This is a genomic window from Enterobacter sp. MG-EB028, from assembly GCF_056673305.1.
This window is the reverse complement of the sequence record NZ_CP195079.1, coordinates 2779311-2792819: the sequence shown is the minus strand read 5'-3', so window position 1 is coordinate 2792819 and position 13509 is coordinate 2779311. Positions and strand designations below refer to the sequence as shown.

General features: G+C 55.5%; 13 protein-coding genes and 2 pseudogenes. 9 read left to right on the top strand and 6 right to left on the bottom strand.

The window, feature by feature from the left end; genetic code table 11:
- Positions 1–2: 2 nt before the first annotated feature.
- Together ACR42C_RS13295 and ACR42C_RS13290 are read left to right on the top strand one after the other, a co-directional pair.
- The gene (locus ACR42C_RS13295) at positions 3–521 is read left to right on the top strand and encodes a hypothetical protein (RefSeq protein WP_395312982.1); all 519 of its coding nucleotides are present in this window, start codon (positions 3–5) and stop codon (positions 519–521) included.
- A gap of 392 nt (positions 522–913) precedes the next feature.
- Positions 914–1206: pseudogene (locus ACR42C_RS13290) on the top strand (YciI family protein).
- A 53-nt stretch (positions 1207–1259) separates the two neighbouring features.
- Here ACR42C_RS13290 and ychF read toward each other — a convergent pair.
- Positions 1260–2354 (bottom strand): redox-regulated ATPase YchF, encoded by a 1095-nt coding sequence (ychF, locus tag ACR42C_RS13285; RefSeq protein WP_010432886.1) that lies wholly within the window; start codon positions 2352–2354, stop codon positions 1260–1262.
- 126 nt (positions 2355–2480) lie between these two features.
- Positions 2481–3065, bottom strand: a complete 585-nt coding sequence (gene pth / locus ACR42C_RS13280; RefSeq protein ID WP_479984205.1) for an aminoacyl-tRNA hydrolase — start codon at positions 3063–3065, stop codon at positions 2481–2483.
- 274 nt (positions 3066–3339) lie between these two features.
- Here pth and ychH point away from each other — a divergent pair, with 274 nt between their 5' ends.
- Positions 3340–3615: a stress-induced protein YchH gene (ychH, locus tag ACR42C_RS13275; RefSeq protein WP_008499505.1), complete on the top strand. Its 276-nt coding sequence runs from the start codon at positions 3340–3342 to the stop codon at positions 3613–3615.
- Positions 3616–3736: 121 nt separating this feature from the next.
- The gene (locus ACR42C_RS13270; protein WP_479984204.1) at positions 3737–4795 is read left to right on the top strand and encodes a MerR family transcriptional regulator; all 1059 of its coding nucleotides are present in this window, start codon (positions 3737–3739) and stop codon (positions 4793–4795) included.
- On the opposite strand, the gene dauA is transcribed toward ACR42C_RS13270, so the two are convergent.
- The 4 genes from dauA to lolB all read right to left on the bottom strand — a co-directional run bounded on the left by dauA (position 4781) and on the right by lolB (position 9135).
- Positions 4781–6460, bottom strand: coding sequence for a C4-dicarboxylic acid transporter DauA (gene dauA / locus ACR42C_RS13265; protein WP_116339368.1), 1680 nt, complete (start codon positions 6458–6460; stop codon positions 4781–4783). The genes ACR42C_RS13270 and dauA overlap by 15 nt on opposite strands.
- A gap of 124 nt (positions 6461–6584) precedes the next feature.
- Positions 6585–7532 (bottom strand): ribose-phosphate diphosphokinase, encoded by a 948-nt coding sequence (gene prs, locus ACR42C_RS13260; protein WP_003856663.1) that lies wholly within the window; start codon positions 7530–7532, stop codon positions 6585–6587.
- Positions 7533–7657: 125 nt separating this feature from the next.
- The gene (gene ispE / locus ACR42C_RS13255) at positions 7658–8527 is read right to left on the bottom strand and encodes a 4-(cytidine 5'-diphospho)-2-C-methyl-D-erythritol kinase (RefSeq protein ID WP_479984203.1); all 870 of its coding nucleotides are present in this window, start codon (positions 8525–8527) and stop codon (positions 7658–7660) included.
- Entirely contained in the window at positions 8524–9135 is a 612-nt protein-coding gene (lolB, locus tag ACR42C_RS13250) for a lipoprotein insertase outer membrane protein LolB (RefSeq protein ID WP_028013462.1), read from the bottom strand. The genes ispE and lolB overlap by 4 nt, the downstream gene beginning before the upstream one ends.
- 201 nt (positions 9136–9336) lie before the next feature.
- Here lolB and hemA point away from each other — a divergent pair, with 201 nt between their 5' ends.
- The 5 genes and pseudogenes from hemA (at position 9337) to sirB1 (ending at position 13490) form a co-directional block, all read left to right on the top strand.
- Positions 9337–10593 (top strand): glutamyl-tRNA reductase, encoded by a 1257-nt coding sequence (gene hemA / locus ACR42C_RS13245; protein WP_021240361.1) that lies wholly within the window; start codon positions 9337–9339, stop codon positions 10591–10593.
- 41 nt (positions 10594–10634) lie between these two features.
- Complete coding sequence (prfA, locus tag ACR42C_RS13240) at positions 10635–11717, top strand: peptide chain release factor 1 (protein ID WP_479984202.1); 1083 nt, start codon at positions 10635–10637, stop codon at positions 11715–11717.
- The gene (prmC, locus tag ACR42C_RS13235) at positions 11717–12547 is read left to right on the top strand and encodes a peptide chain release factor N(5)-glutamine methyltransferase (RefSeq protein WP_316379641.1); all 831 of its coding nucleotides are present in this window, start codon (positions 11717–11719) and stop codon (positions 12545–12547) included. Before prfA ends, prmC begins: the two co-directional genes overlap by 1 nt.
- Before the next feature lie 8 nt (positions 12548–12555).
- Positions 12556–12639: pseudogene (locus tag ACR42C_RS13230) on the top strand (siroheme synthase); the annotation flags it as partial.
- A 41-nt stretch (positions 12640–12680) separates the two neighbouring features.
- Positions 12681–13490: an invasion regulator SirB1 gene (sirB1, locus tag ACR42C_RS13225; RefSeq protein WP_479984201.1), complete on the top strand. Its 810-nt coding sequence runs from the start codon at positions 12681–12683 to the stop codon at positions 13488–13490.
- The last annotated feature ends 19 nt before the right edge of the window (positions 13491–13509 follow it).

Here is a 13509-nt window from a genome sequence, read left to right as displayed (position 1 = left end):
ATATGAATGTTAATAAAGATGATGAACTCCTTGTAATAGTAAAGAACGAAGGAAGATTTTATTGGTTCGTTGCCTTTAAAGAAATGTGGGTTTTGGACAGAGTTAAATGGGTAGACGATTTTGTGAAAAACGGGGTAGAAATAAACCTACAGGATATCCATAAGGAAAGATATGACATACCAGTAGTAAATGAAAAAAACGCGCAGACATTCATTGATAACTTAATTAAAGATGGTTATTTACACGATAAGGATGATATAGCTGAGGCGTTTTACAATAGGCTTTCAGAAAAAACAACCTGGTGGGATATATATGATCTAATGCCGGATTTATTTATAGACTTTGAAAGTAAGCGACTATATTCTGAATATGTTGAGAGTATGCATTATCACAAATATGTTCCTGATGGTTGGTTCGGCGAACTTGTTGATTTCTGCAGTGATGGATCGTTACCTCAAGATGAAATGTTCTGGATAAAAAATGAAACAGATTATAGGAGCGTCGTGATCGCCAAAGGGTAAAAATATACTTTCGGCATGTCAATTTTAGACTATGTAATGTTAGATTCAACACGTTAATTAGTCCTTGTATTAAATGAACAAAAGCCGTTACCAGCCGTTTTGACAAACTTCAATGAACTCTGTGAAAAAGTATATTTGTCTGCACCTCCCCAAGGGACTTTTTTTATTGCTTAAAACTCACTCTTCCAAGGGAAGTCGTCATTGTTTGTAGCTATGCGGTAAAAAACGGCTGGCATGATTGGTTTTTTCCTACGATGCATAACGTGTTGTCCCAATCCTGACCCGCGTATTAAGATTAAAATACACATAAACGTTATAACAATACCGGGGGGCAAAAGAGGAGCTGCATAAGCGGTTCCAACAAACGACTAAAAAAAACTGATAGGCAAAAGATGAGCACGGTTTACATTGTCATTATGACCTATATAAAACCATTCGAAGAAATCGATGCAGCGATACCTGCTCATGTTGAGTGGCTAAAAAAGTGTATGCAGATGGGATTTTCCTGGCGTCCGGTAGACGGATCCCAAGAAACGGCGGTGTCATTCTCGCTAAGTGTGAGAGTCTTGCCTCTCTTGAGGAGCGCTTACGCGAGGATCCTTTTCAGAGGTTAAAGCTTGCGACTGTTGAGATCATTTCTTTTGAACCCAGCATGAAAACAGAACTATTGGAAAATGTGTTTTAACCCCGCAATAAAAAATCCACGCCAAAGCGTGGATTTTTTTCATTCAAAACAAATCAAACGTTAAACAAGAAGTTCATCACATCGCCATCTTTAACGATGTAATCTTTCCCTTCCGCACGCATCTTGCCTGCCTCTTTCGCACCTTGCTCACCCTTGTAGGTGATAAAGTCTTCAAACGCGATAGTCTGCGCGCGAATAAAGCCTTTCTCAAAGTCGGTGTGGATCTTACCAGCCGCCTGAGGTGCAGTCGCACCCACAGGAATCGTCCACGCACGCACTTCTTTCACGCCAGCGGTGAAGTAGGTCTGCAGGTTCAGCAGCTCGTAGCCCGCGCGGATCACGCGGTTCAGGCCCGGCTCTTCGAGACCCAGCTCGGCCATGAACTCTTCACGGTCGGCGTCGTCCAGCTCGGCGATGTCGGATTCAACGGCAGCGCAAACCGCCACAACCACAGAACCTTCCGCCGCTGCGATTTCACGCACTTTGTCCAGGTACGGGTTGTTCTCGAAACCGTCTTCGTTAACGTTGGCAATGTACATGGTTGGCTTCAGGGTCAGGAAGCTCAGGTATTTGATCGCCGCCTTGTCTTCTTCAGTCAGGTTTTTCAGCGCGCGCAGCATGCCCGCGTTTTCCAGCTGTGGCAGACATTTTTCCAGCGCAGCCAGTTCCGCTTTCGCGTCTTTGTCGCCGCCTTTGGCTTTCTTCTGCACGCGGTGAATCGCGCGTTCGCAGGTGTCGAGGTCAGAGAGCGCCAGCTCGGTGTTGATGACGTCGATGTCGTCAGCCGGATCCACTTTGTTGTTTACGTGGATGATGTTGTCGTTCTCGAAGCAGCGCACAACGTGGCCGATCGCTTCGGTTTCACGAATGTTGGTCAGGAACTGGTTACCCAGACCTTCGCCTTTGGAGGCACCTTTTACCAGGCCCGCGATGTCCACGAACTCCATGGTGGTTGGCAGAATGCGCTGCGGCTTCACGATTTCCGCAAGCTGGTCCAGACGCGGGTCCGGCATTGGCACCACGCCGGTGTTCGGTTCGATGGTACAGAACGGGAAGTTCGCCGCTTCGATACCCGCTTTAGTAAGCGCGTTAAACAGGGTGGATTTGCCCACGTTTGGCAGACCGACGATACCGCATTTGAATCCCATTTCTAAATCACCTTAATATCTTGATAATCAATCCGTTAACGATAACCGATTGATGAAAAGTAAATAACTACGCCTATTATACACGTAACCCGCATGACGCGCGGTAAAAAAGCCGTATCGGGCGGATTATTGCGCTTTGAAAGCGTGTAAGCGGTTTGTCGCTTTCGTTAACCCGTCTTTCAGCCAGATTTCGGTGCAGCGCGTCGCTTCGTCTACCGCTTCGTCAATCAGTTTCTGCTCAGAAACCGGGGGCTTACCGAGTACGAAACCGACAACTTTGTTTTTATCGCCCGGATGACCGATTCCCACGCGCAAACGGTGGAAATTCGGGTTATTACCCAGCTTGCTGATGATATCTTTAAGACCGTTATGGCCGCCGTGCCCGCCGCCCAGTTTGAATTTTGCCACGCCGGGCGGGAGATCCAGCTCATCGTGAGCCACCAGAATTTCATCCGGATTGATGCGATAAAACGTTGCCATCGCCGCCACGGCTTTGCCGCTCAGGTTCATAAAGGTGGTGGGCACCAGCAGGCGAACATCCGCGCCAGCAAGGTTGACACGTGAGGTATAGCCGAAGAATTTTGGTTCTTCACGCAGGGGAGCACGTAACCGTTCGGCCAGCAGATCGACGTACCATGCCCCGGCATTGTGGCGGGTGGCCGCATATTCTGCGCCCGGGTTGGCGAGGCCGACAATCAGTTTAATCGTCACGATTCAATTCCTAATGGGTTCCAGATCTGGCGCGTAGTTTACTGTCTGGCGCGCCGCTTGACAAAATTCTGCGATCGTAACAGCGAAATACAAATAATTACTTATCTGAACAATTAGAATTTCAAGCTGTTCAACATGTTATTTGTAAATTTTTGTCTGGGAGTTATCTGTAATTGTGATCATTCACGCAACTCATAAAAGGGGCGTTGTCTATACTTTACACACAAGGATTAGGGGCTTTTCCCCTGACAACCCAAAGTTCCGGAGGTGACACATGAAACGCAAAAACGCTTCGTTACTCGGTAACGTGCTGATGGGGTTGGGGCTCTTCGTGATGGTAGTCGGCGTGGGTTATTCCATTTTAAACCAGCTGCCGCAGCTTGATCTCCCGCAATACTTCGCGCATGGCGCGGTACTGAGCATCTTCCTCGGTGCGGTGTTGTGGCTTGCCGGGGCGCGTGTGAGCGGACATGAGGAAGTCTGCGATAAATACTGGTGGGTGCGCCATTACGATAAACGCTGCCGCCGTGACCAGCATAAGCACAGCTAGTGCCCGATACAGAATACCGAAACGACTCCATCTGGAGTCGTTTTTTTTTGCATAGCATATTGACCCTCACGTAACGTAAGGCTCCAGAGTGGCGGCACTGGCAACGAAAAAAGGAGCAGTTATGTTGATTCAGGTGGGTGAACTGGCGAAACGAGCCGGTATCACCGTGCGGACATTGCATCACTACGAGCAAACAGGGCTGCTGCTGCCTTCTGCCAGAAGCGCGGCAGGTTACCGGCTTTACAACCTGGCGGATGTGCAGCGACTGCACATGATCCAGGCGCTGGCAAAAGCGGGGCTGGAACTTGCTGAAATCAGGGACTTTCTGGAAAAGGAGTCGCTGTCGTTAACCGAGCTACTCGATGCGCAAATCACGCTGCTGGATAAACAGCTGCGCAGCATACACACGCTGCGAGACCGGCTGGTGGAGCTGCGTACCGGGCTTACCGATGATGCGACGCCGGATCTGGAATCCTGGCTACAGACTCTGGAGTTGATGAATATGTACGATCGCTGGTTTAGCAAAGAAGAGTTACAGCAGCTGCCGTTTGCGGTGCAGAAGGACGCGCTGTCGGCTATCTGGTCAGGGCTGGTGGCAGAGGCCAACGCGCTGCTGGAACAGGATATACCCGTTGCTGACACGCGGGCGATGGATCTGGCGACCCGCTGGATGGAACGCCTGGAGCAGGACACGGCGGGCAGGCCGGAGTTTCTCACCCGCCTGAACGAGATGCACAGCGTGGAGCCTCAAATGCGCGAGCAGACCGGCATCACGCCGGAGATGACCGATTACATCACGCGCGCGTTTGCGGAATCTAAGCTCAGCATATGGGAGAAATACCTCACTACCGAAGAGATGGCCTTTACCCGGGCGCACTACTTTGACCGCATGATGGAGTGGCCACCACTGGTGGCGAAGCTGCATCAGGCACAGCGGGAAAATCTCGATCCTGCTGCGGAGGAGGCGCAAGAGCTGGCGGAAAACTGGCTGACGTTATTCCAGTCGTACGCAGGGACGAACCCGGAGACCCAGCAAAAGTTTCGCGCTGCCATGCAGCAGGAACCGCATCTGATGAAAGGGACGTGGATGACGCCTGCCGTGCTTGCATGGCTCCAGCAGGCGATCGGGGTGATGATGCAGAGACGTTTCTCTGCATCGGGTAACTCACAGATCCGCTAACGCGGCTTCCCGGTTAGGGTAGAAGGATAAGCGGCCAGGGATTGGCTGCACGCCCGCGCGCGCCATGGTGCGCAGGGGCTGGAATTCGAGGTTACTCACCCGCAGCTCGCAGCCTTCCGGCAGACGTTTCACAAAGCGCTGGAAGGCATCCAGGCCGCCAGCATCCAGCACCGGTACGGCATCCCATTTTAGCACCACAACCCGTTTGCCCATGATGCGGGACTCCAGATCGCTGAACAGACCTTCCGCCGCGGCGAAGAACAGCGGGCCAATCACGCGCAGCACCAGCACATCGTCAGGCACCTCTACGTTAACCGGGGAAAGGCGCGTCATCTGCGCGATGCGGCGCATAAACAGCAGGGAAGCGAGTACGATCCCGACGCTGATGGCGATAACCATATCAAACAGCACGGTCAGCGACATGCAGATCAGCATCACGATGATGTCGTCTTTCGGCGCGCGACGCAGCAGGTTAACCACCTTGTGCGCCTCACTCATATTCCAGGCCACCATCAGCAGAAGGGCGGCCATGGCGGAAAGCGGCAGCCAGGAGAGCAGCGGGGCGAGGATCAGCAGGGCGAGGATCACCAGCACGGAGTGGATAACCGCCGAAACGGGGGAGGTCGCCCCCGCGCGCACGTTTGCCGCAGAACGGGCGATGGCTGCCGTTGCGGTAATACCGCCAAAGAACGGTGCGATGAGGTTGCCTAACCCCTGACCGACCAGTTCGCTGTTGGCTTTGTGTTTGGTACCGGTCATACCGTCGAGCACGACGGCGCAGAGCAGAGATTCAATCGCCCCCAGCATCGCCATCGAGAACGCGGCGGGCAGCAATGCGCGCAGAGAATCCCAGCTCAGTGTGAAAGTGGAGCCCGGCATGTCCCACGGCAACACCAGCTGAGGTAACAGTTGCGGAATACCGCTACCCTGCGAGCCGTCGGCCAGAACATAGTGGAACTGCGAGCCGATAGTCGCGACATGGCCACCGAACATATTGACGATGGCCATCACCGCGCAGCCCAGCAGCAGCGCGGGCAGATGGCCCGGCAGGCGAATACCGAGGCGAGGCCAGACGATCAGCGTTCCGAGCGTCACAATCCCGATGGCGGCGTCGCCCAGGTTGGCGGTCGGCAGCGCCATAAACAGCGCCCCCACTTTTTGCAGGTAGTGCTCCGGTACGTGGGGCATCTGCAGGCCGAGGAAATCTTTGATCTGCATGGTTCCGATGGTGATCCCAATCCCCGAGGTGAACCCGAGCGTGACGGAAAGGGGGATGTACTCAATCAACCGACCAAAGCGGGCCAGGCCAAACAGAATTAAAAAAAGGCCGGACATCAGGGTGGCAACCAGCAGGCCCGCCAGACCAAACTGTTGCGAAACCGGGTAGAGGATCACCACGAAGGCGGCGGTCGGGCCGGAGACGCTGAAGCGCGAGCCGCCCGTCAGAGCAATAACGATCCCGGCAACGGCCGAGGTGTACAGACCGTACTGCGGCGCAACGCCGCTGCCAATCGCCAGCGCCATCGCCAGCGGGATGGCAATAATGCCGACGGTGATCCCGGCAATCAGGTCACGGACAAAACGTGACGAGGTGTACTTTTCTTTCCAGCAGGCGTCGATGAGGGCGCGAAAGGGCAGAACATGTGAGGAGGCTACGTTTTTCACAATTATCTATCATCCGTATGCGCATCATCTGTCATGTGAATGGCAGGTGAAGGAGGCATTAATCATACAAATAAAACCCAGAGACAAAAAAACCCGCCGCAGCGGGTTTTTGGGCCGTGTTCGATTAGTGTTCGAACATTGCAGAGATGGATTCTTCGTTGCTGATACGACGAATCGCTTCGGCCAGCATCCCGGACAGGGTCAGGGTACGCACGTTTGGCAGTGCCTTGATCTCGTCGCTCAGTGGGATGGTATCGCATACCACAACTTCGTCAATGACGGAGTTGCGCAGGTTGTTCACCGCGTTACCGGAGAAGATCGGGTGAGTCGCGTAAGCAAATACGCGCTTGGCACCACGCTCTTTCAGCGCTTCGGCGGCTTTACAGAGCGTGCCGCCGGTATCGATCATGTCGTCAACCAGCACGCAGTCGCGGCCAGCAACGTCACCGATGATGTGCATCACCTGAGAAACGTTAGCGCGCGGACGGCGTTTGTCGATGATCGCCATGTCGGTATCGTTCAGCAGCTTAGCGATAGCACGGGCACGTACCACACCGCCGATGTCCGGAGAAACCACGATTGGGTTGTCCAGGTTCAGCTGCAGCATGTCTTCCAGCAGGATTGGGCTGCCGAATACGTTATCAACCGGGACGTCGAAGAAGCCCTGGATCTGCTCTGCGTGCAGGTCAACGGTCAGTACGCGGTCAACGCCGACGCTGGACAGGAAGTCAGCGACAACTTTAGCGGTAATTGGCACACGCGCGGAACGGACGCGACGGTCCTGACGAGCATAGCCGAAGTAAGGGATTACAGCAGTGATACGGCCTGCGGAAGCGCGACGCAGGGCGTCGACCATAACAACCAGTTCCATCAGGTTGTCGTTCGTTGGAGCACAGGTGGACTGGATGATGAAAATATCACCACCGCGTACATTTTCGTTAATTTGTACGCTGACTTCGCCGTCGCTAAAGCGACCTACAGCGGCGTCGCCGAGGGAAGTGTACAGGCGGTTGGCAATACGTTGTGCTAGTTCCGGGGTGGCGTTACCAGCAAAAAGCTTCATATCAGGCACGAGAAGAACCTCAGGCATGCGTCCAGTGGTGGATAGCGTTCGCCGTAAACTGTGCGGGCCAGGCAAAGGCTATCCAGGCGGTGTATTAAAGAGCGCGATGCAACGTCTGGAACAGGGTGACGTTGTCACCGAAACTCAGTCTGCGCCAGAATTGCCTGCTGTAGCGGGGAAGTGTTCATCCCGCGCGCTACGAAACCATGCAGCCAATCCGGCGCTTGCTCAAGCACCTGACGAGCGGCGGATTCGGTGTCAAATTCAGCAAAGACACAGGCCCCTGTACCAGTCAGGCGCGACGGCGCGTATTCTAACAGCCAGGAAAGCACCGCATCAACCTCGCGAAAACGTTTTCTTGCGATATCCTCGCAATCGTTGCTGAATTCACAATTTAATAACGTTTCTATTGACCGTACCGGGGTATTTCTTTTCAGGTCAGGATCTTTAAAGATGACCGGGGTCGGAATGCTCACGCCGGGGTGGGCAACGAGATACCATTTTTCCGGCGGGTTAACCGGGGAGAGGATCTCGCCCACGCCCTCGGCAAAGGCCGCGTGACCGCGAACAAACACCGGGACATCTGCGCCCAGCGTTAGGCCCAAAGCAGCCAGTTCATCCGTCGACAGCCCGCAGCCCCAGAGGTGGTTCAGCGCAACAAGCACGGTGGCGGCGTTGGATGAGCCCCCGCCGAGACCGCCACCCATTGGCAGACGCTTATCGATGCGGATATCCGCACCGCTTCCCGCCGGCAGACGCCCCGATTCCGCGGCGGCGTTCATCAGCAAACGCGCGGCGCGCACGATCAGGTTGTCTTCATGCGCCACGCCGTCGACCGGCGTTAGCAGGCAAATCTGCCCGTCCTGGCGCAGTTCAATGGAGATCGTGTCGCCATAGTCAATAAACTGAAACAGCGTCTGCAGGGTGTGATACCCGTCAGCACGCTGGCCGGTGATGTATAAAAACAGGTTCAGCTTCGCCGGAGAAGGCCAGTGGGTCATCATTTAACGATCCAGTTGTCCATCTTCAGCTTGATGCGCTGGCTGCCCTGGGTCAGTTCCATGTTCGATGGCAGCGACGGTTTACTCTTGCTGTCATAGGCGCTGTACACCACTTTCCAGGTTTTGCCGTTCTGGGTGTAGTTGACCTGGCTCAGACGATACTGATCGTCGAGCGTATAGTCGGTTGCTTCTCCCGGCAGGCCGAGGATCCACTGGCGCAGGCTGTTCAGCGGAATAGGCATCCCGGTCAGCTTGCCAATCATCTCTTCGGCATCGGTCGCGGTGTAGTGCTGGCCTTTGTTATCGGTGATCTGCGCTTCGCCCGGTTTGGCGATAAGCTCCAGCTCGGTGCTGCCCAGTGGGTTCAGCAGCAGCAGGCGATAGTTGTCCTGCCCCGTTTGCTGCCAGAAGAAGCGGGCATAAACCTTTTGTTCGTCAGAGAGATAGGCGAAGGCGCCCCGCGTCTGGTACTGCTTCAAATTAAGGACGTCCTGCTGGTGCTGACGCCACTGCGGTGAATCAGGGCTTTTGCCCGGGCCTTTTGGTTGGGTGACAGTACAGGCGGTCAGAACCAGTGCCGCCAGCGGCAGCAGGCGAATCAGTCGGGTCATAATGAGGACAAATCCTTGAGATACGTTGCAGTTATAACTGTTAATGCTAGCGCCCCGCAGTGCTACCGTCTACGTTCAAATTATCTCAAAGCGTTGAGTAACCTATTACTCCGAAAGGAGGCGGTCTCTTTTATTGATCTCGCGCATCCTGTATGATGCGTCCTGCTAACCTTATTAACGCTGGTACTACTCCCGCTCAACATGACCCTATTAGCACTCGGCATCAACCACAAAACGGCCCCGGTTTCGCTGCGAGAACGCGTTACGTTTTCGCCGGATACGCTTGACCTGGCGCTGGACAGCCTGCTTGCACAGCCGATGGTGCAGGGTGGCGTGGTGCTCTCGACGTGCAACCGTACCGAGCTGTATTTAAGCGTGGAAGAGCAGGATAACCTGCACGACGCGCTGATCCGCTGGCTATGCGACTACCACAATCTTAACGAAGACGAACTGCGTAACAGCCTGTACTGGCATCAGGATAATGATGCGGTCAGCCATCTGATGCGCGTCGCCAGCGGGCTGGATTCGCTGGTGCTCGGTGAGCCGCAGATTCTGGGGCAGGTGAAAAAAGCGTTTGCGGATTCGCAAAAAGGGCATCTGAAGGCCAGCGAGCTGGAGCGCATGTTCCAGAAGTCCTTCTCCGTGGCGAAGCGTGTGCGAACAGAAACCGACATTGGTGCCAGTGCGGTTTCTGTTGCTTTCGCGGCCTGTACCCTTGCACGCCAAATCTTCGAATCCCTTTCCACCGTCACCGTGATGCTGGTAGGCGCGGGCGAAACCATCGAGCTTGTGGCGCGCCATCTGCGCGAGCATAAGGTGAAAAAGATGATTATCGCGAACCGAACCCGCGAACGTGCGCAGGTGCTGGCGGATGAAGTGGGTGCAGAGGTGGTTGCGCTGAGCGACATCGATGAACGCCTGAAGGAGGCGGACATTATTATCAGCTCTACCGCCAGCCCGCTGCCGATCATCGGTAAAGGGATGGTAGAGCGCGCGCTGAAGTCGCGTCGTAATCAGCCTATGCTGCTGGTGGATATCGCCGTTCCGCGCGATGTTGAGCCAGAAGTCGGCAAGCTGGCGAACGCCTACCTCTACAGCGTGGATGACCTGCAAAGCATCATTTCGCACAACCTCGCCCAGCGTAAAGCGGCGGCGGTGCAGGCGGAAACTATCGTTGAGCAGGAAACCAGCGAGTTTATGGCCTGGCTGCGCGCGCAAAGCGTCAGCGAGACCATCCGCGAGTACCGCGGGCAGGCGGAGCAGGTGCGTGATGACCTGACTGCCAAAGCGTTAGCGGCCCTGGAACAGGGCGGCGACGCGCAGGCGATTATGCAGGATCTGGCGTGGAAGCTGACCAACCGCCTGATCCATGCCCCAACCAAATCTCTTCAACAGGCTGCCCGTGACGGGGATGATGAACGCCTGACTATTCTGCGCAACAGCCTCGGGCTGGAATAGCGCCCTATACCCATTTTCTAAGACAAGGTGCACTTACGCCTATGAAGCCTTCTATCGTCGCTAAACTGGAAGCTCTGCACGAGCGCCATGAAGAAGTACAGGCGCTGCTCGGCGATGCCGGGACCATCGCGGACCAGGAACGTTTTCGCGCGCTTTCGCGTGAATATGCGCAGTTGAGTGATGTGTCTAGATGCTTTACCGACTGGCGACAGGTTCAGGAAGATATTGAAACCGCGCAGATGATGCTCGACGATCCTGAGATGCGCGAGATGGCGCAGGAAGAGCTGCAGGATGCAAAAGCGCGTTCCGAAGAGATGGAGCAGCAGCTTCAGGTGCTGCTGCTGCCGAAAGATCCGGACGACGAGCGTAACGCGTTTGTGGAAGTGCGCGCCGGTACCGGCGGTGACGAAGCGGCGCTGTTTGCCGGGGATCTGTTCCGCATGTACAGCCGCTACGCCGAATCGCGCCGCTGGCGCGTCGAGATCATGAGCGCCAACGAAGGCGAACACGGTGGCTACAAAGAGGTTATCGCTAAGATCAGCGGCGACGGCGTGTACGGCCGTCTGAAGTTTGAATCCGGCGGTCACCGCGTGCAGCGCGTGCCGGCCACGGAATCTCAGGGCCGCATTCACACCTCCGCCTGTACGGTGGCGGTGATGCCGGAGCTGCCGGAAGCGGAACTGCCGGACATCAACCCGGCGGATCTGCGCATCGACACCTTCCGTTCCTCCGGCGCGGGTGGACAACACGTTAACACCACCGATTCCGCCATCCGTATTACCCACCTGCCGACCGGCATCGTGGTGGAGTGCCAGGACGAACGTTCGCAGCACAAAAACAAAGCCAAAGCGTTGTCCGTGCTGGGTGCGCGCATCCACGCGGCTGAAATGGCGAAGCGTCAGCAGGCGGAAGCCTCTACGCGTCGTAACCTGCTGGGCAGCGGCGATCGCAGCGACCGTAACCGCACCTACAACTTCCCGCAGGGCCGCGTGACCGACCACCGCATCAACCTGACCCTGTACCGTCTGGACGAGGTGATGGAAGGGAAGCTGGATATGCTGATTGAGCCTATCGTGCAGGAATACCAGGCCGACCAGCTGGCGGCGCTGTCCGAGCAGGAATAATGGATTTTCAGCGCTGGTTACGCGAGGCGGCCGGTGAGCTTTCAGAAAGCGAAAGCCCGAAGCGTGATGCCGAAATTTTGCTTGAGCATGTGACGGGTAAAGCCCGCCCGTACCTGCTGGCATTCGGTGAGACGCTGCTGACCGCTGAGCAGGAAGTACGGCTCGCCGCGCTGCTTGCCCGCCGTAAAACGGGCGAGCCGGTGGCGCACCTGGTCGGTGAGCGCGAGTTCTGGTCGCTACCGCTTTACGTCTCGGCGGCAACGCTGATCCCGCGTCCGGACACTGAATGTCTGGTGGAGCAGGCGCTGGCGCGTTTACCAACAGCTCCCTGCAGCATTCTCGATCTCGGGACGGGAACAGGTGCTATCGCGCTGGCGCTCGCCAGCGAGCGCCCCGATTGCGATGTGACGGCGGTGGATGTGATGCCCGACGCGGTGGCACTGGCGCAGCGTAACGTGGAACGTCTCGGTCTCCGCAACGTGACGGTGCTGCAAAGCAGCTGGTTTGCCGCGCTGGAGAATCGCTCATTTGCGATGATTGTCAGCAATCCTCCTTACATCGACGAACATGACCCACACCTTGCGCAGGGAGATGTTCGCTTCGAACCGCTGACGGCGCTCGTTGCCGCCAACGCGGGATTAGCCGATCTTGATCACATTGTGACAATGTCACGGAAACATTTACTTCCTGGCGGCTGGCTGCTCGTGGAGCATGGCTGGACGCAGGGAGAAGCCGTGCGGTCACTGTTTACGCAAGCAGGCTACGCCGCAGTCGAAACCTGCCGCGACTACGGCGGCAACGAACGCCTGACGCTGGGGCAGTGGGCTTGAATGCCGGGTATCTGCCATTTACTGATAAAGGCGTAAGGCTGACTGAAAGGCAGTTTGGCGTTATCATCTACATCGTTTTGAGTTTTATCGCGCCTGAGCGTCCTTGTTCGCTCAGTCGTAACTGGGGTAAGTCATGAAGTCCTTAGCCGATTTCGAATTTAATAAAGTGCCGCTTTGCGATGGCATGATCCTGATTTCGGAGATGATACGCGACGATTTTACGTCGCAGTACGTCTACGATGAGCTGGAGAATCTGGTCAGCCTGGCGCGTGAAGAGATCAATCAGGCGCGCCCGCAGGACTGGCAATTAGAGAAGCTTCTGGAACTTTTCTACGGCGAATGGGGTTTCTGCGACACGCGTGGCGTGTATCGCCTGTCTGACGCATTATGGCTGGACCAGGTCTTAAAAAATCGTCAGGGCAGCGCTGTTGCGCTGGGCTCTATTTTGCTGTGGGTTGCGCACCGGCTGGATATTCCGCTGGTGCCGGTCATTTTTCCGACGCAGATGATCCTGCGTGCGGAGTGGCTGGACGGTGAGATGTGGCTCATTAATCCGTTTAATGGCGACACGCTGGATGAGCATACGCTGGACGTCTGGCTGAAGGGCAACATCAGCCCGGTGGCCGAGCTCTTTAACGAAGATCTCGACGAAGCCGACAACGCCGAAGTCATCCGCAAGCTGCTGGATACGCTGAAGTCAGCGTTGATGGAAGAGCGTCAGATGGAGCTGGCCTTGCGTGCCAGCGAAGTGCTGCTGCAGTTTAATCCGGAAGATCCGTACGAGATACGCGACCGCGGGCTTATCTATGCCCAGCTCGACTGCGAGCACGTGGCGCTGAACGATCTGAGCTATTTCGTCGAGCAGTGCCCGGAAGATCCGATTAGCGAAATGATTCGCGCGCAGATCAACGTGATCTCGCACAAACAAATTACACTGCATTAATCTTAATTCCGATTCACAC